Genomic DNA, 15232 nt, shown 5'->3' with positions numbered 1-15232 from the left:
GGCGTCACAGCATCGGCACCGTTCAACTGCCGCCGGCCGTCGCCGGATCGTCGAAGAAATAATCGCGCCACGACTTCGGTTCGTTGCGGATCGCACCGGTGCGATGCATGAACTGCGCGAGCGGCAGCGTATTCTGCGGCGCGGTCTTGAACTGCACCTGCGGATTGCGCAGGATCTTCAGCAGCAGCGCGCGATCGATCTTCGAACCGTTCACGCGAATATAGGTGTCGGCCGCGCGCTCCGGATCGGCCGCGATCTGCCGTGCGGCGTCGGCCAGTGCAGCGACGAACGCACGGTAGGTCTTCGGGTTGTCGTCGCGGAATTTCTCGGTCGCGTACAGCACCGTCGCGGAACTCGGGCCGCCGAGCACGTCATACGAATTCAGCACGATGTGCGCGTTCGGGTTGCCGGCGAGTTCCTGCTCCTGGAACGGCGGATTGCCGAAGTGACCGGTAATCACGTTGCTGTTCGCGAGAATCGCGGCCGTCGCGTCCGGATGCGGAATCGCCTGCGTCAGCGCGTCGAGCTTGTCGAACTGCTTGTCGCCCCACTGCTTCGCGGCCGCGTACTGCAGCACGCGCGACTGCACCGACACGCCGACCGCCGGCACCGCGATGCGGTCCTTCGCGCTCAGGTCGGCGATCGTCTTCACGTTGGGGTTGCTGCTCACGAGGTAATACGGAAAATTGCCGAGCGACGCGACGCCCTTCACGTTCTGCCGGCCGCGCGTGCGATCCCACACGGTCAAGAGCGGACCGACGCCCGCGCCCGCGACGTCGACCGCGCCGGACAGCAGCGCGTCGTTCACGGCCGCGCCGCCCGACAGTCGCACCCAGTCGACCTTGATGTCGAGGCCAGCCTTGCGCCCTTCCTTCTCGATCAGTTGCTGGTCGCGCGCGACGTTCAGCATCAGGTAGACGACGCCGAACTGCTCGGCGATGCGGATGCGGCCTTCCGCGTGTGCGGCTTGCGGGATGACCGCACCCGCGAAGGCGAGCGCGGCGGTGAGCGTGGCCGCCAGCGCACGACGCGCCGGCAAGAACGAAAACGACATCGGAACTCCGGTCAGGATGGGGCAGGAATGAATGACGCGGCGCGCGGCTCAGAAAGGCGCGTCGCCCTCGATCGTCGTGCGGTACAGCTTGCGGCGCAGGTGGTCGGGCGTGCCGGCGGCGAGATGCATCAGCGAACGGTTGTCCCAGAACACGAGGTCGTGGTCGCGCCACGCATGCCGATACAGGTGCTCGGCGCGCACGCTGTGCGCGAACAGTTCGTCGAGCAGCGCGCGGCTTTCGTCATCGGGCAAGCCAACGATGCGCGTAGTGAAATGCTCGCTGACGAACAGTGCCTTTCGGCCGGTTTCAGGATGGGTGCGCACGACCGGGTGAACGACCGCCGCGACCTGCGCGATCTGCTCGGGCGACAGGTTGGGCCGCCACCGGCTGCGCGCCTGCAGTTCCGCATAACGCGCGAGATACGTATGCTCGGCGCGCCGCCCTTCGACCGCGCGGCGCAGGTGCGCCGGCAGCGTATCCCACGCGAGATGCATGTTCGCGAACAGCGTATCGCCGCCTTCCGCCGGCAGTTCCTGCGCGTGCAGCAGCGAGCCGAGGCTCGGTTTTTCCTTGTACGACAGGTCGGAATGCCAGAAATGGCCGGCATCGCCGAGCCCGACCGGTTTGCCGTTCTCGACGATGTTCGACACGATCAGCACTTCCGGGTGGCCGGCCAGCGCGAACTGGTGCAGCACGTGAATCTGCAGCTGGCCGAAGCGGCGGCTGAACGCGATGTGCTCGTCCGGCGTGATGCGCTGGTCGCGAAACACCAGCACGTGGTGATCGAGATGCGCGCGATGGATGCGCGCGAAGTCGCCGGCGTCGAGCGGTTGCGACAGGTCGAGGCCGATCACTTCGGCGCCGAGCGGCGCGTCGAACGGCACGATGTCGAAATGCTGCGCCGCGCCGTCCGGCCGCAAGGCAGGATGTCCAGCGGATAGCGTCGCGGCGTCGCGGATGGCGGTAGTCGTCACGGCATGGCCCTGATTCGGTCAAAACGCGAATCTACGAGGGCGTGCCGGCGTGCGTCAACGAAGCGATTCGGATACGTTTATCTGCTGTGGTGATAAAGATCGCTGCTCGCGCATACGACGCCGGCGAGCAATACCGTGTGCAGTTGCGCGCCGAAATCGCGCACGCATTCCATCGCGGACTTGTTGCGGCGCACGAGAAAGCGTCAGCTGGCGCCCGCCGCCAGGTGTCCACACCGAGCCCGCTCGATACATGCGCACAGCGCTTCGGCGATAGCGTCGATCGGTGCGCCGGGCCCGAACGTCGCCGCGACACCCTTCATCTTCAGGTGTCGCGCATCCGCTGCGGGAAAGATTCCGCCCAACACCACCTGAATCGCGGCGTCATACGACGCCAGTGCGTGGAGTAGCCCCTCGACCAGTTCGAGGTGGGCACCCGACAACGACGAAATGCCCACGATGTCGGCGCCATACGCCTGCGCGGCTGCCGCCACACATGCCGGCTGCTGAAACAGCGGCAGGCGCAGGACGTCGAATCCGGCGTCCTCGAGCGCAGCTGCGACGACGGCCGCACCGCGGTCGTGCCCGTCCTGGCCGAGCTTGGCGATCATGATGCGCGGCCTGCGTCCCACGCGTTTCGCCAGCCGGTCGACGCAGCCCTTCGCCGCCTGCCATGCAGCGTCGTCGCGCCGATGTTCGCCGTAGACGCCCTCGCCGTCCGCTTCCACCGCCACGACATGCCGCGGCCATACCGATTCCAGCGCGCGCGTACACTCCCCGACGGTCGCACGTGCCCGCATGCAGTCGATCGCCAGTGCCAGCAGGTTTCCGGTGCCGTCGCGCGCGGCATCGGCCAGCCGCTGCAACGCCGTCGCAACACGCGCCGGATCGCGCGCGGCCTTGACGGCTGCGATTCGCCGCGCCTGCCCGGCACGCACATGACGGCCGTCGATCTCGCACTCCATGAATTTGCCAGTCGTTTCGTCCGCAACGAAACGGTTCACGCCAACCACGGTCCGGCACCCGGAATCGACCTGCGCCTGCGTCGCGGCCGCGGCGCGCAGCAAGCGCCGCTTGACCCAGCCGGACTCGATCGCGGCGATCACGCCGCCCTGCGCGTCGATGGCGGCCAGCTCGGCGCGCACGCGTGTCGCGATGTCGTCCGTCAGCGACTCCATCATGTACGAGCCGGCCCACGGATCGACCGTGTCGCACAGTCCCGTTTCATGCTGCAGAATCAGCTGCGTATTGCGCGCGAGGCGCGCCGCCGCCGCGGAAGGCAGCGCAAGCGCTTCATCGTACGCATTCGTGTGCAGCGACTGCGTGCCGCCGAACGCCGCGGCCATCGCCTGCGCCGTCACGCGAACGATGTTGTTTTCCGGCTCCTGTGCCGTCAACGACCAGCCCGACGTCTGGCAATGCATGCGCAGTGCGCACGCCCGGGGCGAACGCGCGCCGCACGCGTGTGCGATCTCCGCCCACAGCAGGCGCGCCGCGCGCAGCTTGGCGATTTCCGTATAGAAATCGCTGCCGACGCCGAAGAAAAAGCTCAAACGGGAGCAGGCTTCATCCGCAGGCATGCCGCGTGCGGCCAGCGTGTCGACGTACGCGCGCGCGTTCGACAGCGTCAGCGCGAGCTCGAGCACGGCATCGGCGCCGGCTTCCTGGAAGTGATATCCCGACACCGACAGCGCATTGAAGCGCGGTGCATGCCGCGCGAGCCACAACGCGACGTCGGCGACGATCCGCATCGACGGCTCCGGCTCGAAGATCCACGTATTGCGGACCATGTACTCCTTCAGGATGTCGTTCTGAATCGTCCCACCGATCCGCTCGGGCGGCACGCCCTGCTCCTCGGCGGCCACGACGAACGCCGCCATGATCGGCAGGACCGCGCCATTCATCGTCATCGACACGGTCGTCGCGTCGAGCGCAATGCCGTCGAACAGCCGCACCATGTCCTCGACCGTATCGATCGCGACGCCGGCCAAGCCGACGTCGGCCCGCGCCTCGGCGCAGTCCGAGTCGTAGCCCCGCTGCGTTGCCAGGTCGAATGCCACGGACAACCCCTGCGCGCCCTGCTCGAGTGCCGTGCGAAACGCGAGATTGGAATCCGCGGCGTCGGCATGCCCCGTGTATTGCCGGATCGTCCATGGGCGATCGGTATACATCGACGCGTACGGCCCGCGCACATAGGGCCACGCGCCGGGCATGCCGTCGAGATGCGCGACGGCGTCGAGATCGCTGCGCGTGTAGAGTTTCCGAAGCGGCACCGCGCGCGCGCCTCGATCGTTCCGCGCGACGTTCTCCACGCCGGTGCCCGGCTCCATGCATGCCGCTTCGTTCATGCCCGACTCCAGCGCTTTTGCGTGATCACATCGGCAATCTTCGTCCCGTCGCCGTCGCGCACGATTTCGCTCCAGTGCAACAGGCCATCCGCATCGGATCGAGCACGCGCGAAACGCACGGTCAACGAATCGCCGATGTCGAGATTTCCATGAAAGTACAGTTGACGCGCCGCCAGCACGGGGGCCTGCTCGAAGCGGTAATGCTGCCATTCCGCGCGGTCGACGAATGCCTGGAAGCTGGCGAAGTAAAGCAGGTCCGCGCCATTGAAATCCATGTTCGGGCACGGCAGAAACGAGACGCTTGCGCCGTCGCCCTCCGCGAGGCCGGCGAGCGCCGGCACGATCGACGCATCCCGCACGCGCAACTTCTTCGCACGTTCCGCCATCGCCAGCGCATCGGCCGGAACCGGTCCGGTGCTGCCGTCGATGCCGGTCATACGCGCCTTCGCCACTGAGCGGTTGCTGCCGGCGTGTTCGCGCGTCACGAACGTCGACATCATCCGCACGATACCGACTTCGTCGTCGCCGTGCCGGATCCGCTGCTCGCTGAAATGGCGAATCGGGCCGACCCTGCGAAGCGCGACATGAAGCGCGAACGTGTCGTTCTCGCGAATCGCGTGACGGCGGTTCATGTCGACGTGCACCGCAACGAACGACGCATAGGCGCGCCGCCCCTCGTCGTCGAAGAACTCGGGGACGTCGCGGCCGCCGTGCGCGGCCAGCGCGTCCCAGTGACGCTGCCCGCACTCCTTGAGCAGCCAGTTCTCCGCGAGCCCCGTGTGCGCGAGTTGCGGCATGCCGGCCCGATAGCGATGGATGGCGGTATGCATCGGCGTCAGGCGGCCAGGCTTTCGGCCGAGCGCCGCGCGGCCGTCGTCCCGGCCTGGATCTGTTCGACGATATGGGCCGCATCGCGCGCCACCCCGGAGAATCGCCCGGAACCCCACGTATATAGCCAGGGCAGCCCGACGAAGTAGAGCCCCGGAACCGGCGTCACGCCGCGCCGGTGCGCGGGATAACCGCGGCCGTTGAATACCGGCGCATCCAGCCAGCTGAAATCCGGGGTGAAGCCGATGCACCAGACGACCGATGCGATGCCGCTGGCCGCGAGATCGAGCGCCGTGCGCTCGCCGGCCGGACGCCATACGGGCTCGTAGCGCGTCGCCGGCGGCGCCGCGATCCCGTTCTTCTCGATATGGGCATCGATGCCGGCATTGATCCGGTTGTACGTATCGTCGGCGCTGTCGAGCTGCGCCGACAGATCCGCGGAGAAGCGCAACTGCCCGCCCGCGAAATCCTCCAGCCGGCCGTACAGTTCCATCCCTTCGGCCGCAAAGCGGCGCAGATCGATATCGCGCCCGCCATCGCGGCCGGTCACATAGTGGTTGGTATTGTCGCGCACGCCTTCGCGCAGCGGATGCGCATCGACCGGCATGTCGTAGTACTGCATGTCGGCCAGCCAGTCGACGACGTCCCTGCCCCGGTAAAAACGCGCACAGCGCGGTGCATCGCCCACCGCGAGGAACACTTTTCGCCCGGCGAGGTGGAGGTCTTCCGCGATCTGCGCGCCCGACTGCCCCGATCCGACCACGAGAACCGGTCCGTCCGGCAATGCGGCCGGATTCCGGTATTCCGACGACTGGATCTGCACGATCGTTGCCGGCAACCGCTCGGCCATCCGCGGCACAATCGGCCGATGGTAGCCGCCCGATGCAACGACGACCTGATCCGCCGTGTACGCGCCGCGCGACGTCGCGATGCGATAACGTCCGTCCGCGTCGCGCGTCACACGCTCGACGGCGGTATGTTCCAGCACCGGTGCATCGACGCTGCGGATGAATCCGTCGAGATACTCGACGATCTCGTCCTTCGTCATGAAGCCGTGCGGATCGGCACCGCGATACGGATAACCCGGCAGCGCACACTGCCAGTTCGGCGTCACGAGACAGAACGCGTCCCAGCGCTGCTTGCGCCACGTGTGCGTCACGGTCTCCTTTTCGAATACGAGATGATCGATACCTGCCTGCTTCAGGTAGTAGCTGATCGACAACCCCGCCTGCCCGCCGCCGATGACGGCTACGCGCAGATGGGCATCGGAATCCGGGAGGCCGGATGAAACAACGGGTTCGCTTGACATGATGCAGTCCTGAATGTGTGTTGAAGAAGACAGTGGATTCCTGCGTGCCTTACGCCTCAAACGAGTTCGATGACGGTCACGGTCGCGTCGCCCTGCGGCGCGAATCGTTCCGCGTTCGCTTCGATCCGTGCCAGCTCGTCCATCGCGGCCGAGCACGCGAATCCGTATTTCTCGCGTACGCGATCGGACGCGATACCCAGTGCGCGTCGGGCTCGCTCGACGAAGTCGTCGAGCGCGTACTGCGTCTCGGGCGTGAAGAATTCCGACACGACGGTCGAAGGCGAATAGCAATTTGTTTCCGACTGATCGGGCCAACGAACCCGAAAATGCATGACCGGCATGATTCCTCCTCATTCAGTGGACACGGCTCGCGCACGCTGCGCCAGCCGGGCCCGGTAGATATCCAGATGCCTTCGCGCACTCGCTTCCCATGAGTAGCGGTTCAGCACTGCGGGAACGGCATGTACGAAATCGGGAACACGCCGTCCCGAGAGCGCGTCGCGCAGCGCGTCGGCGATCGAATCCACATCGCCGGGATCGGCCCACACACACGCGTGCTCGTCCAGATACTCGGTAAAGGGTTCGATTTCGGACACGACGACGGGCTTTCCGCAAGCAAGCCCCTCGAGCACGACCAGACCGAATCCCTCTCGGACCGACACCATCGACACCACGTCGGCACAGTGCATCAGCGCGACCAGCGCCGCGTCATCGAGCGGCCCCGTCGACACGACGGGTTCGTCGACGCCGATCCCCAGCCCGAGGGCAGCGGCGCGCGCGACGAAGCGGCGTGCGTATGCGTCGTGATCGAGCAGGCTCGCGCCGCCCGCGATCACGAGCCGTGCATCGGGCATCGTGCCGCGCAATCGGGCGAACGCCTCGAGCAACGCGATCGAGTTTTTCCGCTCCTCGATCCCGCCGATCGCCAGGACAATCGGGCCGCCGTGCAGGCCGTACCGCTGCCGCACCGCCTGCATGTCCGCCTGGTCCGCACGAGCGAACCGGGCGACGTCCACGCCGTTGGGCACCACGCTTGCGTCGACCCCGAACGTCTTGCGCATCGTGGCCGCCCACACGGCGCTCACGCACAGCACCTGGTCCGCCGCGCGCCACGCACGTTCCTGCCAGCGCTCGAGCTGCGGGTCGTCGAATACGTCGAGGTGATGCACGGTCCGTACGAAACCGTCTATTGCGCCGGACTGCCGCAACTCGGCCAGCGCATTGCCCGTGATGCTGTCCTGTGCATGCAGGACGTCGAACCCGCCCGCCTCGTGCTCCAGCAATGCGCGCCTGATCGCAGCAATCCGCGCGGACACCATTTCCGCGACGCTGCCAGGGCGGCCATCGACGCGCGCCAGCACGACGCGGCACGGGACATCGCGGAACATCGCCTCGCCCGGCGCGGCCGGCGCGAACACGGTGACGTCGTTTCCCGCTTCGTGCAGCGCACTGGCGAGTTCAAGTGCGTGCACGACACCGCCGCGCGGATTCACCGAATGGGTCAGCAGCGCGATACGCAACGCATCGCCACTCATCGGACACCTCCGCCGCCGGTCATGAACGGCTCGATCCCGAAATCCCACAGCACCGCCGTTTCGCCCGCTTCTTCGACGACGACCTCGCGCGTTGCGTCGATATCGCCAATCACGGCGCACGCGAGCCCGCGCGCCGCGAAGCGTTCCACGATCGCGTCGGCATGCGCCGGCCGGACCGACATCAGGAACCCGTAGCTCGGAAAGGCCGTCAGCCAGCGATCGAAATCGACGCCGGGCGGGCGCGGGATCGCGTCGAGTTCGATGCGCGCGCCGACGCGCGAGCATTCGACGAGCATCAGCGCCGTCCCGAGCACGCCCGCCATCGAGATATCCTTCGCGGCATCGCACAGCCCGTCTTCAGCCAACGCCGGCAGGATCTCGAGATCGCCGCGCAGCCGGGCCGACGGCGCGCCGACCGACGCATTCCAGAACGGGTACGGATCCTCGAATGCGCCACGCAGGTCGATCGCCATCATCAGGCGATCGCCCGGCCGCGCGCTGAAGCTCGACAGCAGCGCGCGGGCCCGGCCCAGGATCGATACGGCCAGTTGCCCCTGCGCGCTGCGCGTGTTGCTGTGGCCGCCGACGATCGGCACGCCATACGCCGACGCAGCCGCGGCCATCCCGGCGAGCACCGGCCGCGCGGCGTCGATTCCGTCGCTCCACAGTGCATCGACGACGGCGATCGGCCGCCCGCCCATCGCATAGATGTCGCTGACGTTCGCCATCACGCCGCTGTACCCCGCGAACCACGGCATCGACTCGACGAAATCGCCGACCATGCCCTCGATCGCGAACAGCAGGTAACCGTCCGCATCGGGAATCGCCGCGCAGTCGTCGCCGAGTGCCACCGCCTGTGCAAGATCCCGCTCGCCGTTCGGCATTGACGCTGCCAGCGATGCGACCACGCCGGAGATGTCGTGCTTGTGCTGGAAACCGCGACTTGCGCGCAGCGTTGCGATGCGACCGTCGACACTCATGGCCGCACCTCCGAGCGCAGGACGAAACCCTCGAACGGCGTGCCGCACGGCGGATAGTGCGCAAGCCGGGCCTGCATCAGTTGATGAGGACGTCCGAACAACGTTTCTTCGCCGAGCGCATCCCAGTGAAGCCGACGAAACAGCGGCACGTTCTGCGATTGCACGTGTGCGACGAAGGTTCGGCAACCTTCGGCATGCGCGCTGCTGACGGCAAGTGCGATCAGCATCGAGCCGATCCTGCCCTGCCTGCGAAACGCCGGATGCACCGCCAGCCGCGAGCCCATCCAGGTTCCGGGCACGGTTTCATGAATCCGCACCGTGCCGACCACCTGCTCGGGCAGCCCCGCACAGCAGCTGACTGCGACCAGCAGTTGCGCGTGGCGATCGATATCGTCGCGATCGTCGCCGGCGAAGATCCCCTGCTCGATGCAGAACACCGCCCGGCGCAGCTTGTATGCTTCGTCGATTTCCCACGGAAGCGCCGCCCATTTGATCCGGTATTCGGCGGGCCGGTAGGTGTCGCGGCAGTCGGCCAGTCCCATCTCTGCGCAGTACATGCTCACCCCTCGTAGGTCGAAAGCGACGAGCAGGCGCCGCACTTTCCGCAGCCTGCCTTGATGTCGGCGGAGCGCATGCCGGCGTCGCGCAGCATGGCGCCGAGCGGTTCGAGCACCGCCCGCATGAAGTCCGGCGACGGCGCCGGATGACTCTCCAGCGGCGTGCCGCTGATCGGGACGAACGGCACGACGAACGGATACACGCCCAACCCGATCAGTTCGCGCGACATGTCGAGGATCGCGGCCGCGCTGTCGCCGAGCCCGGCGAGGATGTAGGTGCTGACCTGGCCGCGGCCGAACACGCCGACGGCCGCGCGGAATGCCGCCATGTATCGGGACAGCGGCACGCTCGCCTTGCCCGGCATGATCCGTTCGCGCACCGCCGGCGTCACGGCTTCCAGATGCATGCCCAACGTATCGATCCCGCTTGCCTTCATCCGGTCGAACCAGCTGTCGTCGTCGGGCGGCTCGCATTGCGCCTGGATCGGGAGATCGACGGCCGCCTTGATCGCGAACGCGCTTTCGCACAGCACGCGCGCACCGCGATCCGGCGTCGGCGGTGTGCCGGTCGTCAACACCATGTGCTTGACGCCGTCGAGCAGGACCGCCGCGCGCGCAACCTCGGCGAGTTGCTCCGGCGTCTTGCGGGCGATCGTCCGGCCGGCCGCGAGCGACTGGCCGATCGAGCAGAACTGGCAGGTCTTGCGCCGGCTCTCGTAGCGAATGCAGGTCTGCAACACCGTGGTCGCCAGCACGTCGGCGCCATGCAGCGTCGCGATGTGCGAGTACGGCACGCCCTCCAGTGTCTGCAACGCGTAGAAACGCGGGCTCGACGGAAAGCTGATGCTCGCGATCGGGATGGTGCCGCGCGAGAGCAGGCTGACGCCCGCCGCATCGGGCGCCGCCGCGACGAACGGCGAATCCCACGCGGTACTCGTGTGCACCGGCACCATGATGGTCACGCCGTCGACCGTCACGGCCTTGTGATCGGACGGCCCGGCGCCGCCGCGCCGGCTCGCGGCGCCCACCCGCGGATCGGCGAGGCGCAGCCCGACCGACTGCAGTTCAGTCATCAATTGCCGGCTCTGCACCGACGGTTTCGCGTTCGCGCTCATGGCAATGTCCCTCGAAGTCGCGTGCGGCCGGCACGCTGATCCCCATCGGGGTCACCGTCGTCGCCGGCCGATCGTTGATGGCAAGACTCAGCAGTTCCGGCCGCGCATAGTGGCCGACCGAATCCATCATTCGCTTGCGCTTGGTGATCAGCGACATGTCCAGGTCGGCGATCACCATCCCTTCGCCCTCCCGCAAGGGCTCGGCCAGATGCTGCCCCTCCGGTGACACGATCGCGGTATTGCATCCGCCGCGCAGGGCCTTCTGCAGATTCGGATCGCCCGTGATCGACTCGATCTGGGCGTCCGTCAGCCAGCCGGTCGCATTGACGACAAAGCAGCCCGCTTCCAGCGCGTGGTGGCGGATCGTGACTTCGATCTGTTCCGCAAAGATCGGGCCGACCAGCGAGCCGGGAAACTGACTGCAATGAATTTCCTCGTGCTGCGTCATCAGCGCATAACGGGCGAGCGGGTTGTAGTGCTCCCAGCACGCGAGCGCACCGACCCGTCCGACACCGGTCTGCGCAACCTTGAGTCCGGCCGCGTCGCCCTGCCCCCAGATCATCCGCTCGTGAAACGTCGGCGTGATCTTGCGGCGCTTCACCGCGAGGCGCCCGTCGACGTCGAAGATCAGCTGCGTGTTGTACAGGCTGCCGTGGTCGCGCTCGTTCACGCCGAGCACGACCACCATCCCGTGCAGACGCGCGCGCTCCGCAACGGCATGCGTCACGGGGCCCGGCACCGCCACGGCCTGCTCGTACAGCCGCATGTGATCGGCGCCGGATGCGACCGGCGTCCGCACGAACGAGAAGTACGGGTAATACGGCACGAATGTTTCAGGAAAGACGATCAGCTGGACGCCCTTGCCGGCGGCCTCGTCGATCGCCGCGCAGACCTTGTCGAGCGTGCCGCCGGCGCGTTCCAGATCGGGAGCGATCTGGACGGCTGCCGCCCGGACGATGCGTTTGTCGGACATGATGGCACCCGTCATTCGATCAAACGGTCCAGGTATGGATGACCAGCGCGTTCTCCTTGCGGTGAAGCAGCTGGATATCCAGCACGTCGAGCGGATTGATCGGTCGAATGCCCTCGATCAGCGACGCTTCGCCATGCCCGTAGAGCGCCTGCAGCGCAAAACGGCACGCGTAGACTTTCCCGCCTTCTTCCATGAACTTGACGAGTTGCTTGTTGAAGTTCAGATGACCGGGAAACGCCTCGTCCCCGAGCGTCGGAAACCCGCGCTGGAGGCCGAGCGTCACGCCGGGGCCATAGAGCAGCACCGACGTCTCGAATCCCTTGCGTTGCAGGCGAGTCGCCTGCAGCAGGTTCACGAAGCCGATCGATCCCTCGAACGCAACCGTGTGGAACGTCACGAGCGCTTTCTCGCCCGGTTCCGCCTTGACGTCTTCGAACACCTTTTCCTCGTAATCGACGAGGAAATCTCCCTTCTTGTGCAACGGCTGATTGACTGCGGGCATGGCACGCTCCGTTTGATAATGAGTTCAGTGATATTCCCGAACACTTTCGAGTCCGGGCGATCTCATTAACGCAACGCATATGCCAACCAGGCACAGACCTGATGCGATCACTCTCCGATCATTCAATCGATAAATGCCGATGCAGCCGGTCCGATCCTTGCGTGACCGAATGCGGTTCGGACAGGAAGTGTCCCGTCCGGGCGACGGCGCGCACCCGTGTGAAGCAACCAGCAAGCATGCGTGCGCATCGAGCGTGCATCCATGCATCAATCCGATACATGATGCGATCAATGCAATCATCTGGCTTCAGAATGGCGATATAGATATTTCCGATTAATGCGCCATGCTAACGTTTTGATGAATCATCAAATGGAAACAGGTATGGATTACATAATCCATCATTGGTCGAAGCGACTCCTGGAAAGCAGGAAGCCGGCGTACCTGCTGATCCCCGACCTGATCGAGGAAGACCTGGCGGCGGGCCGGCTGAAACCACGCGACCGCCTACCCGGGCTGCGCGATCTCGCCGGTGCGCTGAACCTGAACTACACGACGGTAGCCCGCGCGTATGCTGAAGCCCGCAGGCGCGGCTTGCTCGATACACGGGCAGGAAGCGGTACATTCGTGCGCGGCCCAACCCGGACGATCCCGCTGTCGGGCGGGAGCAGCATCGAGATGTCGATGAACATGCCACCGGAGCCGCCCGAGATGGCCGGGCGACTGCAGGAATCGGCTGCCGCATTGTTCGCCGCGGCGGACCCTTACCAATTGATGCGATATCAGGATTTCGGCGGCACACCGGCGGATCGCGCCGCCGGCCGCGCATGGCTGGCCAATCGCCTGCCCGGCTGCAGCAGCGATAGCGTGCTCGTTTGTCCGGGAATCCACAGCGCCCTCGTCGCGCTCGTTTCCCGGCTTGCAAGCCGCGGCGACTCGATCTGCCTCGATTCGCTCGCTTACCCCGGCATCAAGGCCATCGCATCGCAACTGGGCGTGCGGTTACAGCCGCTGCCGCGGGACGACGACGGGCCGTTGCCGCATGCCTTCGAATCGCTCTGCCGAAGCGGACAGCCCGCCGCGCTGTACTGCAACCCGACCCTGCAGAACCCGAGCACGCTCACGATACCGTTCCGACGCCGCGAAGCGTTGGCCGATATCGCCACACGCTACAACGTGCCCATCATCGAGGACGATGCCTATGCGATGCTGCCGCAGAGCGCACCGCCCCCGCTGGCGCTGCTGGCGCCAGAACTGACCTACTACGTGACCGGCATGTCGAAGAACTTCGGCGCCGGGTTGCGCATCGCTTACCTGCTCGCGCCGACGGTGCGCGAAGCACAGCGGATCGCCGGCGCATTGCGCGCCACGACCGTGATGCCGAGCCCGTTCACGATGCTGCTGTCTACCCAGTGGATCAATGACGGCACGGCAAGCGAGATGCTGGCCGCGATTCGATCGGAGGCGCATGCACGGCAGGCGATCGCGGGCCGGATTCTCGGCGCATGGCCTTTCGATGCCCACCCCGACGGTTTCCATCTCTGGTTGCCGATTCCGGGCGAGTGCCTATGGACCGCACCGGATCTGGCGCAGCATCTGCGGAGTCGAAACGTCGCCGCCGTGGCGAGCGCGGCATTTTCGACGGACGGCGACCCGCCGGCGGCGATCCGTATCTGCCTTGGCGGGCCGCAGGATCGGGAGCAGTGCCGGGACGGCCTGGAACTCGTCGCGGATGCACTGACCGACGCGCATCATCTTTATGGTGCGGCGATGTAGCGGCCGATACCGCGTCGAAGACAAATGGGCGAACCCCCGGTTCGCCATCGCGCTCGACCCGCGACCGTCAGAACTTGTGGCGAATGCCGATCCGTGCCGCAGTCTGAAAACTCGTGCTGGACGGCGATCCGAGCGCTGCTTCGATTTGCGCGCCGTGTGCATGATCATGCGCGAGCGCGCCAACGAAATACACGTCCGTTCGCTTGGAAATGAAGTAATCCGCCCCGATGGTCACCTGGTTCGCGCTGCCGACGCCGTTGTTGCGCTGTTGAAACTGGAACCCTGCTCCAAGCGAAATATCGGGCTTGACAAAGTAAGTCATGCCACCGTCATAGGTCAGCGCCCGAGCCCGGGTGCCGCTGCTCAACTGAACATCGGTCACGACACCAAAAATCTGCGCTTTCCCCAGGCTGTAGGTTGCACCGCCGGCGTATTCGGTCAAATTCGCGGAAGTCGTCGCGTTATGCTGCTTGAAATACGACAGCGATGCGGCGAGCCCGCCTTGGCTGTAGTTCAGCAGAAAATTCATCGAGCTGTTGGTGCCCAACGAGCCGGCGACGTTGCCGAAACCATACATGGCGCCGACACTGAAACCCGAAATCGTCGGCGAAAGATACTTCACCGAGTTGTTGACGTTATCGCCCCACAGTCGGTTGTCGAGCGTATATCCGCCAGCCGCATACGCCGGGATTCCCCACCCCAGGATGCCCGCTGCCGTATTTCCCGCAATCGAGTACGCCGGAAAGATATCGCCGATGAAGTCGTATTGCCGCCCGAGCGTCAGCGTGCCGAAGCGTCCGTCAAGGCCGACGAAGGCTGCGCGATTGAACAAAAGCCCGCTCTGCGCCAAGGCCCCGTTGGAAAGTTGAAAGCCGCTTTCGAGCGTGAAGATCGCCTTGAGTCCGCCACCCAGGTCCTCTTTACCCGTCAGCCCCCAGCGATCTCCCTGCGAAGACCCGGACGCAAACTGCACGAGCGCGCCATGTCCGGTGCTCGATGTCGCATTGTTCGTGTACGTAATACCCGCATCCACCAGCCCGTACAGCGTCACTGAGGACTGTGCATGTGCCACGCCGCAACCGACCGCGGCGCACACCACCATGCTTCGCTTGATGACCGTATTCATATCGCTTTCCTAATTTTATGCGTAGCTTTCGTTGACGAAAATGACTGAGGAAAACGTCCCGCTGGAAATGCATCGGAATCGTTTGGTCAATGGGCAGGCGTCTCCGGGTAACCCTCCAGCTTGCCTCGCTACAACGAACAGTCTCGGCACGTCCGCTTCC

General features: G+C 65.7%; 14 protein-coding genes. 1 reads left to right on the top strand and 13 read right to left on the bottom strand.

The features are described 5' to 3' along the window. Positions 1-22 precede the first annotated feature (22 nt). The 12 genes from ACTJLD_RS20595 to ACTJLD_RS20540 form a co-directional block, all read right to left on the bottom strand. Entirely contained in the window at positions 23-1054 is a 1032-nt protein-coding gene (locus ACTJLD_RS20595; protein ID WP_059575161.1) for an ABC transporter substrate-binding protein, read from the bottom strand. Between the two features lie 48 nt (positions 1055-1102). Beyond that, positions 1103-2029, bottom strand: coding sequence for a TauD/TfdA dioxygenase family protein (locus ACTJLD_RS20590; RefSeq protein WP_440659516.1), 927 nt, complete (start codon positions 2027-2029; stop codon positions 1103-1105). Positions 2030-2232: 203 nt separating this feature from the next. Continuing rightward, entirely contained in the window at positions 2233-4374 is a 2142-nt protein-coding gene (gene scpA / locus ACTJLD_RS20585) for a methylmalonyl-CoA mutase (protein WP_440659515.1), read from the bottom strand. Continuing rightward, complete coding sequence (locus ACTJLD_RS20580; RefSeq protein ID WP_440659514.1) at positions 4371-5204, bottom strand: Pnap_2097 family protein; 834 nt, start codon at positions 5202-5204, stop codon at positions 4371-4373. The genes scpA and ACTJLD_RS20580 overlap by 4 nt, the downstream gene beginning before the upstream one ends. A 5-nt stretch (positions 5205-5209) precedes the next feature. Continuing rightward, positions 5210-6511: an MSMEG_0569 family flavin-dependent oxidoreductase gene (locus ACTJLD_RS20575; RefSeq protein WP_060084213.1), complete on the bottom strand. Its 1302-nt coding sequence runs from the start codon at positions 6509-6511 to the stop codon at positions 5210-5212. 56 nt (positions 6512-6567) lie between these two features. After that, positions 6568-6852, bottom strand: a complete 285-nt coding sequence (locus ACTJLD_RS20570; protein WP_021156903.1) for an MSMEG_0570 family nitrogen starvation response protein — start codon at positions 6850-6852, stop codon at positions 6568-6570. A gap of 9 nt (positions 6853-6861) precedes the next feature. Then, complete coding sequence (locus ACTJLD_RS20565) at positions 6862-8046, bottom strand: MSMEG_0565 family glycosyltransferase (protein ID WP_321908649.1); 1185 nt, start codon at positions 8044-8046, stop codon at positions 6862-6864. Further along, positions 8043-9026 (bottom strand): sll0787 family AIR synthase-like protein, encoded by a 984-nt coding sequence (locus ACTJLD_RS20560; RefSeq protein ID WP_440659513.1) that lies wholly within the window; start codon positions 9024-9026, stop codon positions 8043-8045. The genes ACTJLD_RS20565 and ACTJLD_RS20560 overlap by 4 nt, the downstream gene beginning before the upstream one ends. After that, positions 9023-9583 carry an MSMEG_0567/Sll0786 family nitrogen starvation N-acetyltransferase gene (locus ACTJLD_RS20555; RefSeq protein ID WP_027789319.1) on the bottom strand — a complete coding sequence of 187 codons (561 nt, stop codon included), beginning with the start codon at positions 9581-9583 and terminating at the stop codon, positions 9023-9025. The genes ACTJLD_RS20560 and ACTJLD_RS20555 overlap by 4 nt, the downstream gene beginning before the upstream one ends. A 2-nt stretch (positions 9584-9585) precedes the next feature. Continuing rightward, entirely contained in the window at positions 9586-10656 is a 1071-nt protein-coding gene (locus ACTJLD_RS20550; protein WP_059697794.1) for an MSMEG_0568 family radical SAM protein, read from the bottom strand. Then, a complete protein-coding gene (locus tag ACTJLD_RS20545) occupies positions 10649-11671 on the bottom strand; it encodes a Nit6803 family nitrilase (RefSeq protein WP_060061953.1) in 1023 nt (340 codons plus the stop codon). The genes ACTJLD_RS20550 and ACTJLD_RS20545 overlap by 8 nt, the downstream gene beginning before the upstream one ends. A gap of 19 nt (positions 11672-11690) precedes the next feature. Beyond that, the gene (locus ACTJLD_RS20540) at positions 11691-12173 is read right to left on the bottom strand and encodes an MSMEG_0572/Sll0783 family nitrogen starvation response protein (protein ID WP_006405208.1); all 483 of its coding nucleotides are present in this window, start codon (positions 12171-12173) and stop codon (positions 11691-11693) included. A gap of 381 nt (positions 12174-12554) precedes the next feature. Between ACTJLD_RS20540 and ACTJLD_RS20535 the strand changes: the two genes are divergently transcribed. Beyond that, positions 12555-13946: an aminotransferase-like domain-containing protein gene (locus ACTJLD_RS20535; protein ID WP_124531760.1), complete on the top strand. Its 1392-nt coding sequence runs from the start codon at positions 12555-12557 to the stop codon at positions 13944-13946. Positions 13947-14013: 67 nt separating this feature from the next. Here ACTJLD_RS20535 and ACTJLD_RS20530 read toward each other — a convergent pair whose 3' ends face one another. Next, positions 14014-15072, bottom strand: coding sequence for a porin (locus ACTJLD_RS20530; RefSeq protein WP_060371808.1), 1059 nt, complete (start codon positions 15070-15072; stop codon positions 14014-14016). Positions 15073-15232: the final 160 nt, after the last annotated feature.

This window comes from Burkholderia sp. 22088 (assembly GCF_052045915.1).
GTDB lineage: Bacteria > Pseudomonadota > Gammaproteobacteria > Burkholderiales > Burkholderiaceae > Burkholderia > Burkholderia cepacia.
Note: the sequence above shows the minus strand (reverse complement) of the source record. Positions and strands in the feature narration are given on the sequence as shown.

Excerpts from the sequence above, each read along its gene's own strand:
- ACTJLD_RS20595 (WP_059575161.1), bottom strand. The coding sequence starts at position 1,054 with ATGTCGTTTTCGTTCTTGCCGGCGCGTCGTGCGCTGGCGGCCACGCTC.
- scpA (WP_440659515.1), bottom strand. The coding sequence starts at position 4,374 with ATGAACGAAGCGGCATGCATGGAGCCGGGCACCGGCGTGGAGAACGTC.
- ACTJLD_RS20580 (WP_440659514.1), bottom strand. The coding sequence starts at position 5,204 with ATGCATACCGCCATCCATCGCTATCGGGCCGGCATGCCGCAACTCGCG.
- ACTJLD_RS20575 (WP_060084213.1), bottom strand. The coding sequence starts at position 6,511 with ATGTCAAGCGAACCCGTTGTTTCATCCGGCCTCCCGGATTCCGATGCC.
- ACTJLD_RS20570 (WP_021156903.1), bottom strand. The coding sequence starts at position 6,852 with ATGCCGGTCATGCATTTTCGGGTTCGTTGGCCCGATCAGTCGGAAACA.
- ACTJLD_RS20565 (WP_321908649.1), bottom strand. The coding sequence starts at position 8,046 with ATGAGTGGCGATGCGTTGCGTATCGCGCTGCTGACCCATTCGGTGAAT.
- ACTJLD_RS20560 (WP_440659513.1), bottom strand. The coding sequence starts at position 9,026 with ATGAGTGTCGACGGTCGCATCGCAACGCTGCGCGCAAGTCGCGGTTTC.
- ACTJLD_RS20555 (WP_027789319.1), bottom strand. The coding sequence starts at position 9,583 with ATGTACTGCGCAGAGATGGGACTGGCCGACTGCCGCGACACCTACCGG.
- ACTJLD_RS20550 (WP_059697794.1), bottom strand. The coding sequence starts at position 10,656 with ATGACTGAACTGCAGTCGGTCGGGCTGCGCCTCGCCGATCCGCGGGTG.
- ACTJLD_RS20545 (WP_060061953.1), bottom strand. The coding sequence starts at position 11,671 with ATGTCCGACAAACGCATCGTCCGGGCGGCAGCCGTCCAGATCGCTCCC.
- ACTJLD_RS20540 (WP_006405208.1), bottom strand. The coding sequence starts at position 12,173 with ATGCCCGCAGTCAATCAGCCGTTGCACAAGAAGGGAGATTTCCTCGTC.
- ACTJLD_RS20535 (WP_124531760.1), top strand. The coding sequence starts at position 12,555 with ATGGATTACATAATCCATCATTGGTCGAAGCGACTCCTGGAAAGCAGG.
- ACTJLD_RS20530 (WP_060371808.1), bottom strand. The coding sequence starts at position 15,072 with ATGAATACGGTCATCAAGCGAAGCATGGTGGTGTGCGCCGCGGTCGGT.